Origin of the sequence: Parafrankia colletiae (assembly GCF_001854655.1) — a bacterium.
Taxonomy (GTDB): domain Bacteria; phylum Actinomycetota; class Actinomycetes; order Frankiales; family Frankiaceae; genus Parafrankia; species Parafrankia colletiae.
Genome location: NZ_MBLM01000126.1, coordinates 1 through 15,210 on the forward strand (window position 1 = coordinate 1; position 15,210 = coordinate 15,210).

Annotated in this window: 7 protein-coding genes and 1 pseudogene; 3 read left to right on the plus strand and 5 right to left on the minus strand. The window is 72.5% G+C overall.

Translation table 11 applies throughout. The annotated features are described in order from the left end of the window. From CC117_RS19020 to CC117_RS19030, 3 genes and pseudogenes are all read left to right on the plus strand, one after another. Positions 1 to 233, plus strand: a pseudogene (locus CC117_RS19020) (IS630 family transposase); the annotation flags it as partial. Positions 234 to 290: 57 nt separating this feature from the next. Further along, on the plus strand, positions 291 to 887 hold the full coding sequence (locus CC117_RS19025) for a hypothetical protein (RefSeq protein WP_071086051.1): 597 nt from the start codon (positions 291 to 293) through the stop codon (positions 885 to 887). Between the two features lie 102 nt (positions 888 to 989). Further along, positions 990 to 2,225 carry a coiled-coil domain-containing protein gene (locus tag CC117_RS19030; RefSeq protein WP_071086053.1) on the plus strand — a complete coding sequence of 412 codons (1,236 nt, stop codon included), beginning with the start codon at positions 990 to 992 and terminating at the stop codon, positions 2,223 to 2,225. On the opposite strand, the gene CC117_RS37070 is transcribed toward CC117_RS19030, so the two are convergent. The 5 genes from CC117_RS37070 to CC117_RS19055 form a co-directional block, all read right to left on the minus strand. Then, positions 2,222 to 3,811, minus strand: a complete 1,590-nt coding sequence (locus tag CC117_RS37070; protein WP_131803092.1) for a hypothetical protein — start codon at positions 3,809 to 3,811, stop codon at positions 2,222 to 2,224. The two genes, CC117_RS19030 and CC117_RS37070, sit on opposite strands and share 4 nt — an antisense overlap. A 152-nt stretch (positions 3,812 to 3,963) precedes the next feature. Then, positions 3,964 to 6,135 (minus strand): DEAD/DEAH box helicase, encoded by a 2,172-nt coding sequence (locus tag CC117_RS19040; protein WP_071086173.1) that lies wholly within the window; start codon positions 6,133 to 6,135, stop codon positions 3,964 to 3,966. 74 nt (positions 6,136 to 6,209) lie between these two features. Beyond that, on the minus strand, positions 6,210 to 7,544 hold the full coding sequence (brxD, locus tag CC117_RS19045) for a BREX system ATP-binding protein BrxD (RefSeq protein WP_071086058.1): 1,335 nt from the start codon (positions 7,542 to 7,544) through the stop codon (positions 6,210 to 6,212). Further along, complete coding sequence (gene pglZ / locus CC117_RS19050) at positions 7,541 to 10,798, minus strand: BREX-2 system phosphatase PglZ (RefSeq protein ID WP_071086061.1); 3,258 nt, start codon at positions 10,796 to 10,798, stop codon at positions 7,541 to 7,543. The genes brxD and pglZ overlap by 4 nt, the downstream gene beginning before the upstream one ends. Continuing rightward, positions 10,795 to 15,054 (minus strand): phage resistance protein, encoded by a 4,260-nt coding sequence (locus tag CC117_RS19055; RefSeq protein WP_071086063.1) that lies wholly within the window; start codon positions 15,052 to 15,054, stop codon positions 10,795 to 10,797. Before CC117_RS19055 ends, pglZ begins: the two co-directional genes overlap by 4 nt. Positions 15,055 to 15,210: the final 156 nt, after the last annotated feature.

Consider the following 15,210-nt stretch of genomic DNA (forward strand, 5'->3'; position numbering starts at 1 on the left):
CCCACCTCGTCCATCTGCCCGTGCACGCGTCCTGGCTCAACCAGATCGAGATCTACTTCTCGATCCTGCAACGTAAAGCGATCACCCGCGGTGACTTCACCGACCTCGACGACCTGGCCGCGCGGGTGAWCGCCTTCCAGGCCCGCTACAACCACAATGCCCAGCCGTTCGACTGGACCTACACCCGCGCTGACCTGCTCAAAACAGCCCGACGCTTCGACCTGGCGGYATAACCGACGAACTAACGCCGGCCACCACTAGCGGCCGGATCTGGGCGGACCGGGGGCGCCATGATCGGGACGGCTAACCGGCAGACGACCATCACGAAGAACCGGATCCGGGACGTCGACGTCCAAACGGTCATCGTCCGGGTCCGGCTCGAGGCGCTGGAGTCGAAGGCGCGGGCGAAGCTGGCGCTCCTCGACGCAGATGACCGCCGCGACAGGGACGAACTCGGCAAGCTCGGCGCGCCCCACTCGTTGAACGACGAAGCGGCACGACGCCGGGACGAGCTGGAGCTGGCGCGTATCGAGCGGGCCGAACAGTGTGTGGTACTGCAGGCCAAACGGCTGGAACGCGCGCAGCGGCCCGACTCTCCGCACACAGACCGCATACCGGCGATCAAGGCCACGCTCGACTCCTTGCGCGGGCAGATCGAYGGCATCAAGAGCGAACGAGACGAGCGCGGTCGTGTTGCGGCCAGGCGCATCGCCCGGATCCCACGGCTCACTCACCGTGCCCGAACGCCCAGCCGCCTGGCCGGGCTGGAGCCTCAGGACGCCCCGATATCGCGTTGGCCGGGCATCGAGCCGCATCGGGGGCAGCCGCTTCAGCGAGATCAGTTCCGACCGCCCGGCCGTGGGGGGCCCGCCGCGCCGGGGCGCTGACCGCCGCCAGTCGGACATCGACCCCGCGTGGGCTCGGGGCGTCCGCATGGCCGATGCCCCAGGGCCTGACCGAACCGACCGGACCAGGAGTGATCCTCCGCCGTGAACACCGCTCTGTTCGTCGTCTACCTGCTGGTCCTGATCGCCATCGTCGTCGGTGCGACCTGGGCCCTGCAGATCGTCCGGGAACTCCAGACAAGGCTGCGGGACGATCAACGTCTGCTTTCCGATGTCCGGACCGAATTGGCGACCCTGCGCTCGCAGCTGGTCGCCGTCGACAAGCGCGCCAGCCAGCCCGACACGACGGCCGGCCGATTGATCAGCATGGACGGACGCTTCGACAAGATCACAGCATGGTTCGAGGAGCTCGGGAAGCGAGTCGACGGGTCGGCGGCGCGCTTTGACCAGCTCCAGAAGGACCACGCGGAGCTGGCGGAGCAGCAGGTGACCGCCGGCGCCCGCGTCGTCGGACTGTCCGAGCTGCTCGGGGACGCGCAGCGCCGAGTTGGCGATCTGGCCGACCGGCTGACGGCCGTCGAGCGGGAGGTGCTCCCCCGCCTGGCGGGCGCCCAGGCCCAGCTCACCCGCGCGACCTGGGAGATCGGTGCCGCCCAGACCTTCGGGGTGGCTCCCGCGCTGCCCTGGTTACCGGRCCATCTGCTGCTGTCTCCGGACGCCAACGGCGAAGTGATCCTCGACCTGTATACGAGCGCCTCAACCGATCTGGGCCTGGAGATCGTTCACGTCTCCGAGCCGCAGCTTGACGGCGGTCGGCGGGCCATCGCGCTGCGGATGACCTCCGGCCCGGGTGAGGCCGCGATCCGCAGCCTCACCTCCCGTATCGAGGACCACGTCGCGCTTCTGGACGGGGACGGCGGGCCATCGCACGACGACGCCTTGGCCGGGCTCCTGCTTGCTGCCGCGACCGCGACGCGGGCATCGGTCCTGCTCGGGYCGCTCCTGTGTGTGACCGACCGGGACGGCACCCGCGTTCACCTGCTGCGATCCGAGCAGCTGCGCGGGCTGATCGGCATCGGGGGATCCGGTCCTGACACCGCCGGCCTGACCGCCGGGGCGACGAAGGTGATCGAGCTCGGGCCGTGGCTCCGCTCCCGACGGGAAGCCGAGCGGTCAGCCACCGAACTTGCGCTGGTCCGCGAGCGCCTCAAGGAGGAACTGCGCGGGACGATGGGCGACGACCTGCAGGCAGAGGTCCGCCTGGAGGAGATCGAGCGTATGAAGGCGGAGTTGCGCGCGGAGCTGGCCCCGATGGTGCGGCGCGATCTCGAACGAGAACTCCGCAGACAGTTCCCCGCCTCTTGGCGAAGGCCCCGCTAGAAACCGCCGATGCCGTCGATCCCGTCGATCCCGTCTGGCCCGGCGATGTCGATGTCATCTGGCCTGGTCAGGTCGGCGAGCGTTGGTGGCATCACGACCGACCACGATGGCAGAGTTGAGCTTGTCCAGGGGTCTGCTGGTTCCAGCCCGTCGGCGGCATCCACCACCCAGGTCAACGAAAAGGCCTGCTCCGCTACGGGCGGGAGCGCGTCGCTCCATGCGTTGGACAGGCTCGGCCCGTCCGGGAATGTGACCTCGCCGGGCTCCCCCAGGATCGGCAGCCCGAGCACGTCCAGGCCTGACGCTTCAGCAGGCTGCTCCGGCTCCCCCTGCGCCGATGAAACGAACCCATCCGGCCGGGGTGGCGTCGTCGTGAGGTCGATCGTGCCCAGGGTCGACGCGTCAGCGTGCGGTTCGCCCGGTCGGATCAGCCCGAGGGCCTCGGCGATACGGAGAAGGATGCTCTTCGACGGTTCGGACACCGACGTCGGGTCGTTGGCGTCGGCAATCCAGACCCCGACCCTCTCGGTAAGATCCGCAACCGCCAGCCGCGCGGCGCCGAGCAGCCGGGCCACCTCGACCCGGTCTCCATGCGTGATGACGGCCTCGTCGTCAAACCGCGCCAAGCGGCGCTCCTGGATCTCCAAGTACTGTTCCCGGTTGGTGACTGCCTCCTGGCCTATGGCGGCGAGATCAGYCGTAATGTCGCTGGCCGGCCCATCCAGGAGGGCGACGAGCCGCGCGTATTCGGCGTCCAGACGCCGGATCTCGGCGGCATCGAACGCCTGCTCGTTCAGTGTTTCTATGACGCGATCGACGTCCACCGAACGCACCTTCACCTCAGAGGTGTTGATCTGCCTATTATTGCAACCGATGACAACTCCGGCACAGCAACCCAATCCGGGCGCCGCCTGGACAGCCTGAGCGAACCAGAGCCGATCACCAATGCCATGCACCGCCCGGTCAATTTCCCTGCCAAGAGCCCGAATTCGTCGCTCGTCGTCGGGCTGGGCAACCAGGCGGACCACCATGCTAGCCACCTTTGGATGGCACGCCGCAATTTCATGAATAGAGAGAGTCGGCGCCTTCAGCATATAGTTGAAGCGGTTTGTCTGGACGTTTCGGTCACCTACAATTACGCCGCGAGAGGAGCGCACCCGGAYGGAGTAGGACATCACCCGGGCCGGGCCGTGCACCGTCCCGCATACCACTCCCTGTCGCGCGACGAGGTCTTGACCATCCTGTCGAGTAAGTGCCCGCCGAAACGCCATCCGCCGCAGCGAGCTGTCCGGATTCTCGGTCAGGGCGTAAAACGCCCGCATCGACGCCGCACCCACGACAGCTGATTCACACGTCACTCGAGGCTCGTCCAGCCGAAGATAACTGACGTTTTTCTGAACATTTCTGTCGCCTGCCATCACGCCGTCGGCGTGCCATACGTCAGCCGTCAGAATCCGTCGATCCGGCGGGCCTTCCACCCCCGCCGAGACGCCGCCCTCCGTCCCGGTCCGGTACACCATCACCTTGGGCGGCTCGTGCCCGTCGTCGTTCCCGACTACGCGGTTCAGGTGGTGGTCGTCCGCCATGTCTCCAGTATCAGAGATCGAGGGCGGTAAATCCGCCGAAGAACCCACCACAAGCCGCTCAGCCAACCGACCCGCGCGCACGCCCGCACCGTCCGCTGCGAATGCTTCGGTGCCCGACCACCTGATCTGGTCTTCGCCGGCACCTGGATCGGTCAGGCTCCCAGGGCGGTGAAACGGACAGGTTCGCGCAGGACGGCGGTGGCGGCGGGGAGGTCCGCAAGACGGGTGGCGAGGGTGGCTTCGGCCAGGCGTGGGGGCAGGGCGGTGTTGAACTTCAGGCCGGCCAGCGCCTCGTCGGTCACCTGGGGCAGGCACAGGCGGGAAGCCAGGTCCGCGGTCGACGCCTTCCACACAGCCGAGGTCACGTCGGTGCGCAGGCGCAGGTAGGCGGCGTTCGGCGTCTGAAGGGGATCGGCGAGGTCGCCGAGGCTCGCGACGAGGGTGCGGTTGGCTCGTTCCCCGGCCCAGGTCCACCAGCGGACGTCCGTCAGGTCCTCCGTCCGGACGATCATCGTTCCGCCCTGGTGGACGACATTGAGGTGGTTGTCGCGGACGGTCTCGAGTCGGTCCGCCGCTCGGCGGGTGAGGGGCACCGGCGGATCCGCGCCGAGCAGGGCGTCCCGCATCGCCCGAGCCAGTTCGAAGGACATCCCGCCATCGCCGTAGGTCAGCCAGCGGGCCCGACCACCGCCGGCCGCCGGTTCGACGAAACAGCGGCGGCGTTTCCAGTCGATGTGGGTGACCCGCCAGCTGCGGCCGGCGAGCAGCAGCAGCCGTGGGCCCTCGACCGGGTCGGTGAGCAGGACGGGGTCGGTGCGGCCGATCTCGTCCCGGCCGTGCAGGACAGTGAACTCGGGCGCGGCGGTGAACACGGCAGTCAGCTCGGAGAAGTGCCGGTGCCCGAAACGGCGCTCCGCCTCGGGACCGACGAACAGCATCCCGCCGTCGGAGTCCAGGTAGCCGGCACGGACAAGGTGGCGCACGATCGGCTCCGCCGAACGATCGAACGGGGCCAGGCCGTTCCATTCGTCCACCCAGGTCCGGTCACCGATCCGGTTCTCCTGCAGGCAGTAGGCGAGCAGCTGCTGGGCGACGATGTGCCGCGGCTCCGGCGGGGCGACGACCGGCTCGACCCAGCCGCTCCCCCACAGCGACAGCAGCCCGGCGGCCTGTACGAGCGCGCTCTCGGTCAGGGTGAGGAACAGGCAGTTGCGGGTCGTTCCTGCCCGCCGTCCGGTGCGGCCGAGCCGCTGCAGGAAGGACGCGACGGTCGTCGGGGCGTTGATCTGGACGACCCGGTCGAGGTCGCCGACGTCGATGCCGAGTTCCAGCGTGCTGGTGGCGACGATGACGCAGTCCCGGGCCTCGGTGAACGCCTCCTCGGAACGGCGTCGCTCCTCGGCGGAGAGGGAGGCGTGGGAGAGGAACGTGGTCACGCCGAGGCCGCGCAGCGCCTGGCCGAGTTCCTCGACGGTTTTCTTCGAGTCGCAGAACACGAGACGCTTCTCGCCCCGGTGCAGCGCCGCCAGCACCTTCGCCGCGTTCGTCACCGACCCGACGTAGTCGAGCTCGATCTCACCTGCGGGTGGTGCCGGGCTCAAAGCCTGCGGTGGACGGACCGCGGGCAGGTCAGGGGCGACAACCTGGGCGGGACGTCGGCCCGCGCCGGAGCCCTGTAGCCAGCGCAGCAGCTCGCCCGGGTTTCCTACCGTCGCCGACAGTCCGATTACCTGCAGCTCCGCCGCCCCTGCCGCTTCGGCCGGCGGGGTGGCAGGGGCGGCCGGGGCACGCTCGGCGGCGACGAGCCTGCGGAGCCGTTCCAGGACAGCGAGCAGGTGCCAGCCGCGATCGTCGCCGGCGAAGGCGTGGACCTCGTCGACGATCACCGCTCGTACGCCGGAGAAGAAGCCTCGGTGATCGGTCCGGACACTGACCAGCATCGCTTCCAGCGACTCCGGGGTGGTCAGCAGGACGTCAGGCCGCTCACGGCGGATCCGGGCACGCCGGCTCTCGGGGACGTCGCCGTGCCAGACCGCGGCCTGCCGGCCCAGCCAACCGGTGTAGGTCGCCAGYCGGGGCGTGAGGTTGTTCAGCAGCGCCTTCAACGGGCAGAGGTACAGGACGGACGTCCCCTGCCAGTTCTCGGCAGCCATCCGCGACAGGATCGGGAAGGTGGCCGCCTCCGTCTTTCCGCCGGCGGTCGGCGCGAGCAGCAGCGCGTCCGACCCGGCGAGCAGAGGCGCGACCGCCGCTTCCTGCAACGGGCGCAGCCCCGGCCACTGCAGCGTGTTCACGATGTGGTGCAGCACCACCGGGTGCAGCAGATCCGCCGCATCGGGAACGACCGCGGCCGGCCCGGCAGGCGGCGCTGGCCCGGCGGTCGCCGTCGGCTCGACCGTCAAGGCAGGTCCAGGTCGATGTCGTCGGCGCGGGCGGCGTTGCGTTCCAGGTCGGTCATCTCGGCCGCGCCGATGGTCAGCGGGTAGTCGCGGCGGGGGTCGAAGTCGTCGAACTGGTCGACCCGGTCGAGGACGTCCGCGACGAGCTTCTTCAGGAACAGCCTGGGCGCGACGCCGACCTTGCCGCCGAGCCGCCCGGCGACCGCGCCGGCCAGCTCGCCGAGGTAGGCGTCGTCGACGAGCCTCGCGATCCGTCCTGCCTCGTCACCGGGCAGACCGCCCGCGTAGAGGCCCCGGACCCGGCCGCCGAGCTCGACCAGCGACGCCTCGGTGAACCCGGCCAGCCGCAGTTGGACAGCCCGGGGGTTGTCGAACTTCGGGTGGGCGGTGAAGTCGGTCGCCAGCCGCTGCGCGAGCGGCGCGAGGCGCTGTACTCCCTGGGTGCCGTCGTAGAAGGCAGGTGTTCCGGTGATGACGAGGAACAGTCCGGGAAAACGGCCGCTGTGGACCTCGTCGATGAGCTGGCGCAGCGCGTTCAGCGCCTTGTCCCGGGCGTCGGACCGGACCCGCTGCAGCGTCTCGACCTCGTCGAGGACGAGCAGCAGCCCGCGGAAACCGCTGTCGCGCAGCACCACGAGCAGCCCCTGCAGGAAACCGAGTGCCCCGAAGTGGTCCAGGTCGCCGCGGACACCGGCGGCCCGCCGGGCGCTCGCGGCGACGTGCGGCTGCCCGCCGAGCCAGGCGAGCACCGCCGCCGCGGTCGCCTCGTCGCCGGTGGCCAGTGCCGCCCGGTAGCCGCGTAGTGCGGCGGCGAACGCGGGCGCGGTCCGGCCGACGTCCGCGAGCCGGCGGTCGACCAGCTCGCCGACGGCGCGGTCCAGTGCCGCCGCGTTGACGCCCGCCGCCTCGTCGACGGCGAGGACGTCCTCCTCCAGTGCGTAGAACCAGCCGTCGACGACCTGGCGCAGCGCGCTCGGCGGGAACGTCGCCGTGGTCAGCCGCTCGGTCAGCCGGCGGTAGACGGTCTCGAGTCTGTGCAGCGGCGTCTCGTTCTCCGAGATCTGCACCTCGGCCGTGGCGAGGCCCGCCTTCTTCGCCCGTTCGGCGAGCCAGCGTGTGATGAACGTCTTGCCGGAGCCGTACTCGCCGCGGACCGCCTTGAACACCGACCCGCCGGTGGCGACGGCGGCGAGATCTTCGATGGTGGCACGCTCGAACCGGTCCAGGCCGACGGCGAGCAGGTCCAGCCCGGCGGCCGGCACCGCCCCGCGCCGCAGCGCGTCGAGGACGTCCCGGCGCCGCGCCGCGCTGACGCCGACCTCAGCGGCGGTCAAGCCTTCAGTCCGAACTGGTCGCGCAGCAGCTGGACGTTGAGGCGCAGGGTGTGCCCGTCGTCGATCCGCTCGAGCACCGGGTAGTTGTCGATGTTGAACAGGCGCTGCAGCGTCACGGCGAACCCGGCGGCGCGGACCGGACGCTCGCGGGCGCGCTCGGCGACGACGCTCGTCGCCAGGGTGCCGTTCGCGCCGACCAGCGCCCGCACCGCCGCCTCGACCTTCTCCACCGGCACCTGGCGGGCCAGCCCGGCGAGCTGGGACTGGAACAGTTCGGACGCCAGCAGCCCGGCGACGAGAACGTCGACCGGATCCGGGGCTTCGCCCTCCCGCCCCGCACCAGAGGAACCCTCGGCCGTCGAGCCTGCCTGCGCCGGGGCGCGCGACGGCGCCTCGGGAAGATCGAACAGCGCCGGGYCGACCTGCTCCTCCACAGTCCGGCGCCGCTTGCGGGGGACGAGCATCGTCCCCTCCGCGGAGGTGGCCGCAGGCGCGGAGCCGGCGGCGAAGGCTGAGGAGCGCTGACCGACCAGCACGGTGTCGCCGCCGCCGAGGCTGCCGAGGAGGTCCGTCGCCTCCAGCGACCACCAGTGCGGCCGCTGGTCGGGCAGCGGACGCCAGCCGGGTGGAAGATCCTGATCCGCCGAGGTCGCGGAGAGGGGGAACGGCAGGAAGGCCAGCACCGGCACCGTCGTCTCGGCTGGCGACGCGCCACCGTGGTAGCCGCCCTTGCGGCTCCGGTACCGCAGGCCCTGATCCCAGAGGGCGACGATCCGCCCGCCGGGCGCGAGGACCCGCGGCCCCGCGAGCTCCACCTCACCGTCACGGAGGCCGGCGCCCTGGCCCGGGGTGTTCTGACCGGGCGTGCGGTGGCGGGCGGTCACGGCGTCGGCGGCGGCCAGCGACTGGCTGCCGTGGTCAACGACATGCCCATGGTCGCTGGTCAGGATCAGGACCCGCCCGGCCGTCCGGGCATAGCCCAGCACGGCGCGCAGCCGGCGGACGTCGGTCAGACTCCACCCGCCGTCGTCGCGCTGCCGGCCCTTGTCGAGCGTCTCGTCGATTGTGTTGATCACAACGGCGACCAGCGGTGTGTCGGAGGTCAGCACGTCGGCGAGCTCCCCGTCGAGCGCCACACCCGGCTCACCGGCGAGGTCGGAGTGGTGGAACAGCCGGACCGCGCGCCGGCGCCAGCGCCGATGTCCCTCGAACTCGGCCTTCTCCGTCGCCTTGTCCCCGTCGGTCAGCCGGCCGGCGAGCAGGGACGTCCGCGAGGTGGCAGTGACGGTCGGCAGGACGGCGAGCGCCGCCCGCCGGCGGGCGGGATCGGCCGTTCCCGAGCCAGCGGCACCGAGCGGGTCGCATTCCTCCCACCGCTCGCGGCGCAACTCGGCGGCAAGCTGGGCGGCGACCGCCGCGCTCATCCCGTCGAGAACCACCAGCAGAGCCCGACCGTTCCGGGAGGTCAACACCGGCGCGACCACCCGGTCGAGGACGTCCTCGACGCACAGCGGCCCACGCTGCCCCACCAGGGCACCGCCCGGGGCCAGGGTGCCGGCGGAGCGGCCGGTCACCGTCCACTGGGCGAGGAGCTGCGCGAAGGCTGTGTCGAGGGCACGCCGGCGCCGGGACGCCACCCGGTAGAGGTCGGTGTAGGCGGTGCCGACGGCGGGCGCGGGCGTGCCGACGGCCAGATGGCTGAGCGCGATGTCGGCCCAGGCGCCGTCGTCCAGATAGGTGTCGAGGGCCTCGTCCAGCGTCGTCGGCCCGGACGTCCACCAAGCCGCGGGGGCCTGCCCGGATGCGGTGGGTGCCACGCTCAGGGAGCCGGTGGGCTGGGCGGCCAGCCAGCCGACGAGACGGGCCGCCATCACCGCACGCTCCACCTCGGGCCGGTCGAACCCGGCGAGCAGGTGGCCGCGCAGTGATCCGACGGCGGTCGCCACGTCGCGGGCAGTCCGCGCGAGCAGCGCGCGCACCACCCCGGACTCGGCGCTGGCGACGAAGTTGCGAACGGCGTCGGCGACGGCGGCCAGCCGGTGGTCGAACCCCGTCCGCAGGACGTCGCTCGCGGCGCCCGCCGACGGGGCGTCCAGGTCGGCGAGCACTCGTGCGGCGGCGTCCAGCACGGCCAGGAGCCCGTCCTCCGGGTGCAGGGTGGCCACCGCGCCGCCGCCGGGGTCGAGTCCGACCCGGCCGCCGCCCGGCCGGGTCGACGCCAGCTCCGTCACGATGACCTCGCGGACGGCGTCGGCGAACGCACGCATCACCGTGTCGTCGAGCCGGACGTCGCCGAAGTACCGCTCGACCCGCACCTTGGCCCGCTCGATCGCGGCGATCGTGGCGGAGTCCTCCCCGGCCCGCGCCGGCCAGCCCGCCGGGTCACCGTCCCGGCCGCGAGTGGGGTCCAGGCCAGACGCACGCCCCCGGTCGCGGCGGGGCCAGAGGCAGTCGCAGACCAGGCCGAGAGCGAGGGCCCGTTCGCCGTTCCCGGCGGCGATCAGGGTGAACAGGGCCTGCCCCGGCCGCCCGGTCCGCTCGGCCAGGTAGGCGGTGAGGCCGGCGCGTTCCTCCGCGCCGAGCCGGCTCAGCGCGTCGGTCGCGCCGGGGGTGGTCGTCCAGCGCAGCAGGGTGGAGATGTCCAGGTCGGCTGCTCCGAGGCCCAGCTCGGGCAGGCCGAGCCGGACGGCGGCGAGCTCCGCCAGCGCGTCCTGGCGGCTGAGCTGGCGGCCGGGCCGGYGCGGCCAGCCGGTCGCGGGGCGGGCCTCCAGCAGCGCCTGGGCGATCCACCGGAACTCCGGTGCGCGCAGCCGTGAGTCGGCCTCGATGGCACCGAAGTCCTCCAGGACGGCCAGCCACGGCTCGATGATGTCGACCCGCTGCCGGTGAACCTGCGCCAGGACACTGTCGCCCAGCGTCTCCTCGTCGGCGTCGGTGAGCAGGAACAGCCAGCCGTCCTCGACCGGGTCGCGTGCCCAGCGTGTGATCTCCTCCAGTACGGCGAGCATCGACACGCAGGGCACCACCCGGACCGGCCGGCCGCCGACGTCCAGATCGGCCGGTCCGGTCCACTCCGGCCGCGCGCGGACGAGCAGGATGCGCGGCCCGCCGCCGCGGCCGTTCTGCCCGCCCCGCCGCAGCCGGGAGACCCGGCCGGTGACGATCGCCGGAGTCATCCGCGGAGCGCCTGTTCCAGCCGGACCACCGAGGCCGCCGTTACCGCCGGGGCCGGCGGGACGCGACAGGACGGTCATGTCGCCGGCCTCCAGATGATCTGGAGTTCGCCGGGACGTCCGCCGATGAGGTCGCGCAGTTCGGCGAGCGCCCGGTCTGCCTCCCCTGCGCGGATCGGCAGGGTCCGCACGACCCCTCCGCCGCCCCCGCCGTGCTCGCCGTGCTCGCCGTGCTCGCCGTCGCCACTGTGCCCGCCGCTCCTGCCGGGCTCGACTCCGCGTCCGCCCGTAATGCCGTCGCGGCCAGGGACCCGGATCCTGACGGCATCGTCGAGGCCGGCCGGGTCGGTGTCGCGGGAGCCGCCGGTCGGGTCGCCGCCGCCCTGCTCGCGTTCCCCCTGCGGCGGGACACGCTCGGTCTCGCCGGTGGTGAGGGACCGCGACGACGTGGCACGGCGCAGCAGCGCGGTCGCCTCGACCCTCGCGGTGCGCAGGGCCGGGGCTAGCGGCGTGATCAGCTCGTCGGCGACGCCGGCCGCGTGGATCTGCCCGAGGATCGCGCGGGCCTCGGTCTGGTACGGCTCGGCAAGCCCGACGATGACGGCGAACGTCTCGTCCCAGGGCGCGGTCCTGACCGCGGCGGCGACGGCACCGGCGCGGCTGAGGGTGGCGGCGAGCTGTTTCGCCGGGACGGCCAGGTCCGCCCGGGCGAGCCGTTCGACGACGGCCGCCCCCGTCCCGGCACCGTCGAGCGCGGCGAGCAGATCGCGCGCGGCCCGCGCGGACCGCAGCCGCCCCCCGTCGCCGGCCCCGGCCTCACTGCCGGCAGCCGCACTCCCGGCAGCCGCGCCCTCGGCAGCCGCGCTCTCGCGTCCGGCAGCCAGCCCCGTGCGGGGGTCGAGGCCGAGGTCGACTGCGCGTTCCTCCAGGACGTCGACCAGTTCCTGGCTCGCCGGCCGGAGTGGGCGCGCGCGGGCGACGATGTCGTCGGCGAAGCCGCGCAGCAGCCGGCCGCGACGCAAGGCCGGCCGCGGCACCCCGAAGAGGGCCTCGGCGCGCGCACACGCCGTCTCCCAGTCGGCGAGGGCGGGCAACGGCTGCTCGCGCAGCGTCATGTCCCGGGTGACCGCGGTGAGCTCGGGCGGGGTGGCGAGCAGGCCGCCGTAGCGGTACCAGGCCCGATCGGTCTGCTCGGCGAAGGCAGCGACGATCAGGTGCGCGACGTTGTCCTCAAGACCGCGCGGCTTCGGCTCGTCGATCCAGGTCAGCAGGTCAGCCACCCGCAGCTCCCCCGGCCCCTCGCCACCGGTTCCCGAGCCCGCTGGACCCGAGCCCACGGTGCCAGGGCCCGCGGTGCCCGAGCCGGCGGACGTCTGGGCGGCGCGGCGGGTGAAGTGGTCGGCCCAGTCGCGGCCGAGCTCGAAACGGACCTCGTGCATCACCCCGAGCCCGAGCGCCGGCGCGATCCGCCGCATCGGGACCCGGTCGCCCCGGGCGACCTCGACCGACCCGCCGTCGGCCTCCGCCGCCTTCGTGACGTAGCCGAGGACGAGCCTGAGCTCCGCGGGCTTGACCGGCGTCCCGGTCCGGTCCGGGTCGAGGTCGGGATGACCGGGGAACTGGTCGGCGAGCAGGTCACCGACGATGCGCCGCACCGCCTCGCGGAACGAGGCACCGAGCGGCAGCGCCGGGCTCAGCCCCGGCCACAGCGCACGCAGATGGTCGCTGTAGTCGGCGGTGACGTCCTGTTCGTCCTTGGACGTGAGGCCGTAGGCGGAGCGCAGCACCGCCCGGGTCTTGGTCAGCAGCGCGTCGTAGCGGCTCTTCAGCACGCCGCGGGCGCGCTGCCGGTCGTCGGCGCTCAGGTGCTGGGCGTGGCTGTCGAACCGGTGCCCGCCGCCGGCGAGCAGATGGTCGAGCCGGACGAGCATTCCCAGGTCGGTGAGCCGGGCGGCGGTCAGGTCGGCGGGGATCCAGCACACCGTCCGGTACTGGGCGCCGGCACCGCGCAGCCGCTCGACGCGGGCCCGCGCGTAGACCGGGCCGTCTCCGGTGTCGTCGAACGGGTAGTCGAGGACGATCCGCCACGCGTCGGGGTCGACCGGGGCGAGCTGGTCGTCGCGCAGCTCCTGCCCGCGCACCGACCCGAAGATCACCTCGGCGCTGCGCCGGCTGCCCTTCCAGACGAGGTCGAGCCGGTCGCCGTAGGCGTCCCCGGTGACGGTGACGCCGAGCTCGTCGACGAGCAGCCGCTTCACCAGCGAGCGCCGGTTGCCGGCGCTGTCGTAGGCGACGGCCGAGTTGAGGATGCTGTCGACCTCGACGTCGACGAGCTCCAGGCCGACACCCGGGTCGCCGCCCTGCACCGGCAGGAACTTGATCTCGCCGAACTGGCCGGCCCAGCGTTCGACCTTCTTGCCGACGAGCCCCGCCTCGCCACCCGGGATCGGGCTGGTGATGCTGCCGTGGTTGAGCGCCGACAGCCGCCGCGGGGTCAGGTTCCGCAGCGCCGGCACGCTGGGCGCGAGCGCGGACAGCAGCAGCGTCTTGACCAGTCGGTCGTCCGCGGTGAACCGGCGGACCTTCGTCGCCAGCGCCGGATCGAGGCCGGCCGCGCTGCCGGTACCGGCCGCGCTGCCGGAGCCGGAGCCGGGGCCAGCGCTCTGGGCACGACGGACCCTGGCGAGGGTGTCCTCGTCGAGGCCTTCCGCGTCGAGCAGGTAGGGCCGCAGCTTGCGGGCGTACAGCTTCTGCGCCGCGTCGAACTCGGCCTTGAGGACGTCGGTGAACGGCGTGTCGGCGCCGCGGGTGATGACGTCCCACAGGTCACCGAGCGGGACGACCTGGCCCAGGCGCAGGTCGTCGCGGTGGTCGACGAGCAGCTGGCGCATGAGCTTGAGCGCCGTCCGGTTGCGCTGCAGCGCGGACGAGACGTGGACGAGAGTGTCCATGAACGCCGGGCTGAACGGGTAGGACAGCCGGAACGCGTCCCGGTCGGCGCCGAGCTGGGAGCTGCCGCCGAGCATCGTGTCCCACACCTCGACACGGACCTTCGCCGTCGTCTCGAACGCCCGCGCGACGGCCGCCGCGGCGTCGGCGTCCCGCGGCCGCAGCAGCCGCCGGTTCGCGATGAGCGGCAGGTTACGGTCCTCCAGCACGATCTTGTCGAACCGGCCGTCGGCGAGAGTGAGGACGTCGAGGAACGACAGCCGCACATCCCCCGCGATCGACTCGCCGACGAGCTCGCGCAGGTCCCGCTGGCGGGCGATGAAGCTGACGACGGGCACCGGCCGCGCGCCGAGCCCGCCCTCGACGAAGTTCGTGACCTTCTGGACCTCCCGGGAGACGAACGCCGAATCCCCCATGTTGTTCGCCAGCCAGAGGATCAGCTCGTCGAGGAACAGCACGACGGCGTCGTAGCCGAGATCCTGGGCGTGCCGGGCGATCTCGGTGAGCCCGGCGTCGAGGGAGACGAAACCGTCGGCGTCCTCCCGCAGGTCGCGGAACGTGTTCGCGAACCAGGTGGTGAGCAGGTCGGAGACCAGCCGGCGGCGGAGCTTCGCGTGCTCCGTGTCGCCCGCACTGTCGGCGCCGGCAGCGTGACCCACGCCGGCGGAACCGCCGATGCCGGCGGGGGGCGGTGGGGCGAGGGCGGCGTCGAGGTCGGCGGACGTCCACGAGGTGTCGTCACCCCACTCGTCCTCCTCGTCCCCCGCCGACACCGCGGGCGCCGCGCCACCGTCGGCGCTGGCGGTGCCGGCACCGCTGGAACCGGCCTGGTTCAGCACGCCGAGGAACATGGCGTCGCCGACCTTCGCCCGCACGCTGCGCGCCTCGGCCAGCAGCGCCTCGGCCCGGTGCACCGCAGGAACCGGCGCCCCCGGGTGCAGCGCACGCAGATGATCTGCGTACCCGCCGAGCACCCGCTGCTCGATCGACTTCGCACCCAGCATGTGGAACGGGACGAGCAGGAACCTCTTGCCGGCCAGCTCCCCGTCATGCTTGCCGAGGACGTCCGTCAGCCGCTCGTCGAGCGTGCGGGCGGCCGGCTCGCCGCGCAGCAGCGCGTGCAGCACCGCCATGAAGTGCGACTTCCCGGACCCGAACGACCCGTGCAGGTACACGCCCTTGGACGTCCGCGTGCTCACCGCCTGCGCGATCAGCCCCAGGGCCTCGTCGAAGTTCCCGACCAGCCGGTCGGTGATCACATAGTCGCGCAGTGTTGCCTGGACGTCGGTGACGCCCTCGGTGAGCCGTAGGACGAAGTCGCTGTCGGACGTCCGCTCGGGGATGTCGATGACCTCCCGCAGCAGCGGCTGCGATGACGGGCTGGTCATGTGGGCACCTCCGGTCCGGGTCAGACAGGCACGGCACGGGCACCAAGGCGGGCGTCCCCCCGGCAGCCATCCGTACCCGGATCGTAACTATTGGGCGGGCCGCCGCGGCGTTCGACCGCCCCGCTGACGTCCGCTGGCGGTTCCGCTGTCCCGCTG

Coding starts and splice junctions, on each gene's coding strand:
- CC117_RS19055 (WP_071086063.1), bottom strand. CDS start 15,054: ATGACCAGCCCGTCATCGCAGCCGCTGCTGCGGGAGGTCATCGACATC.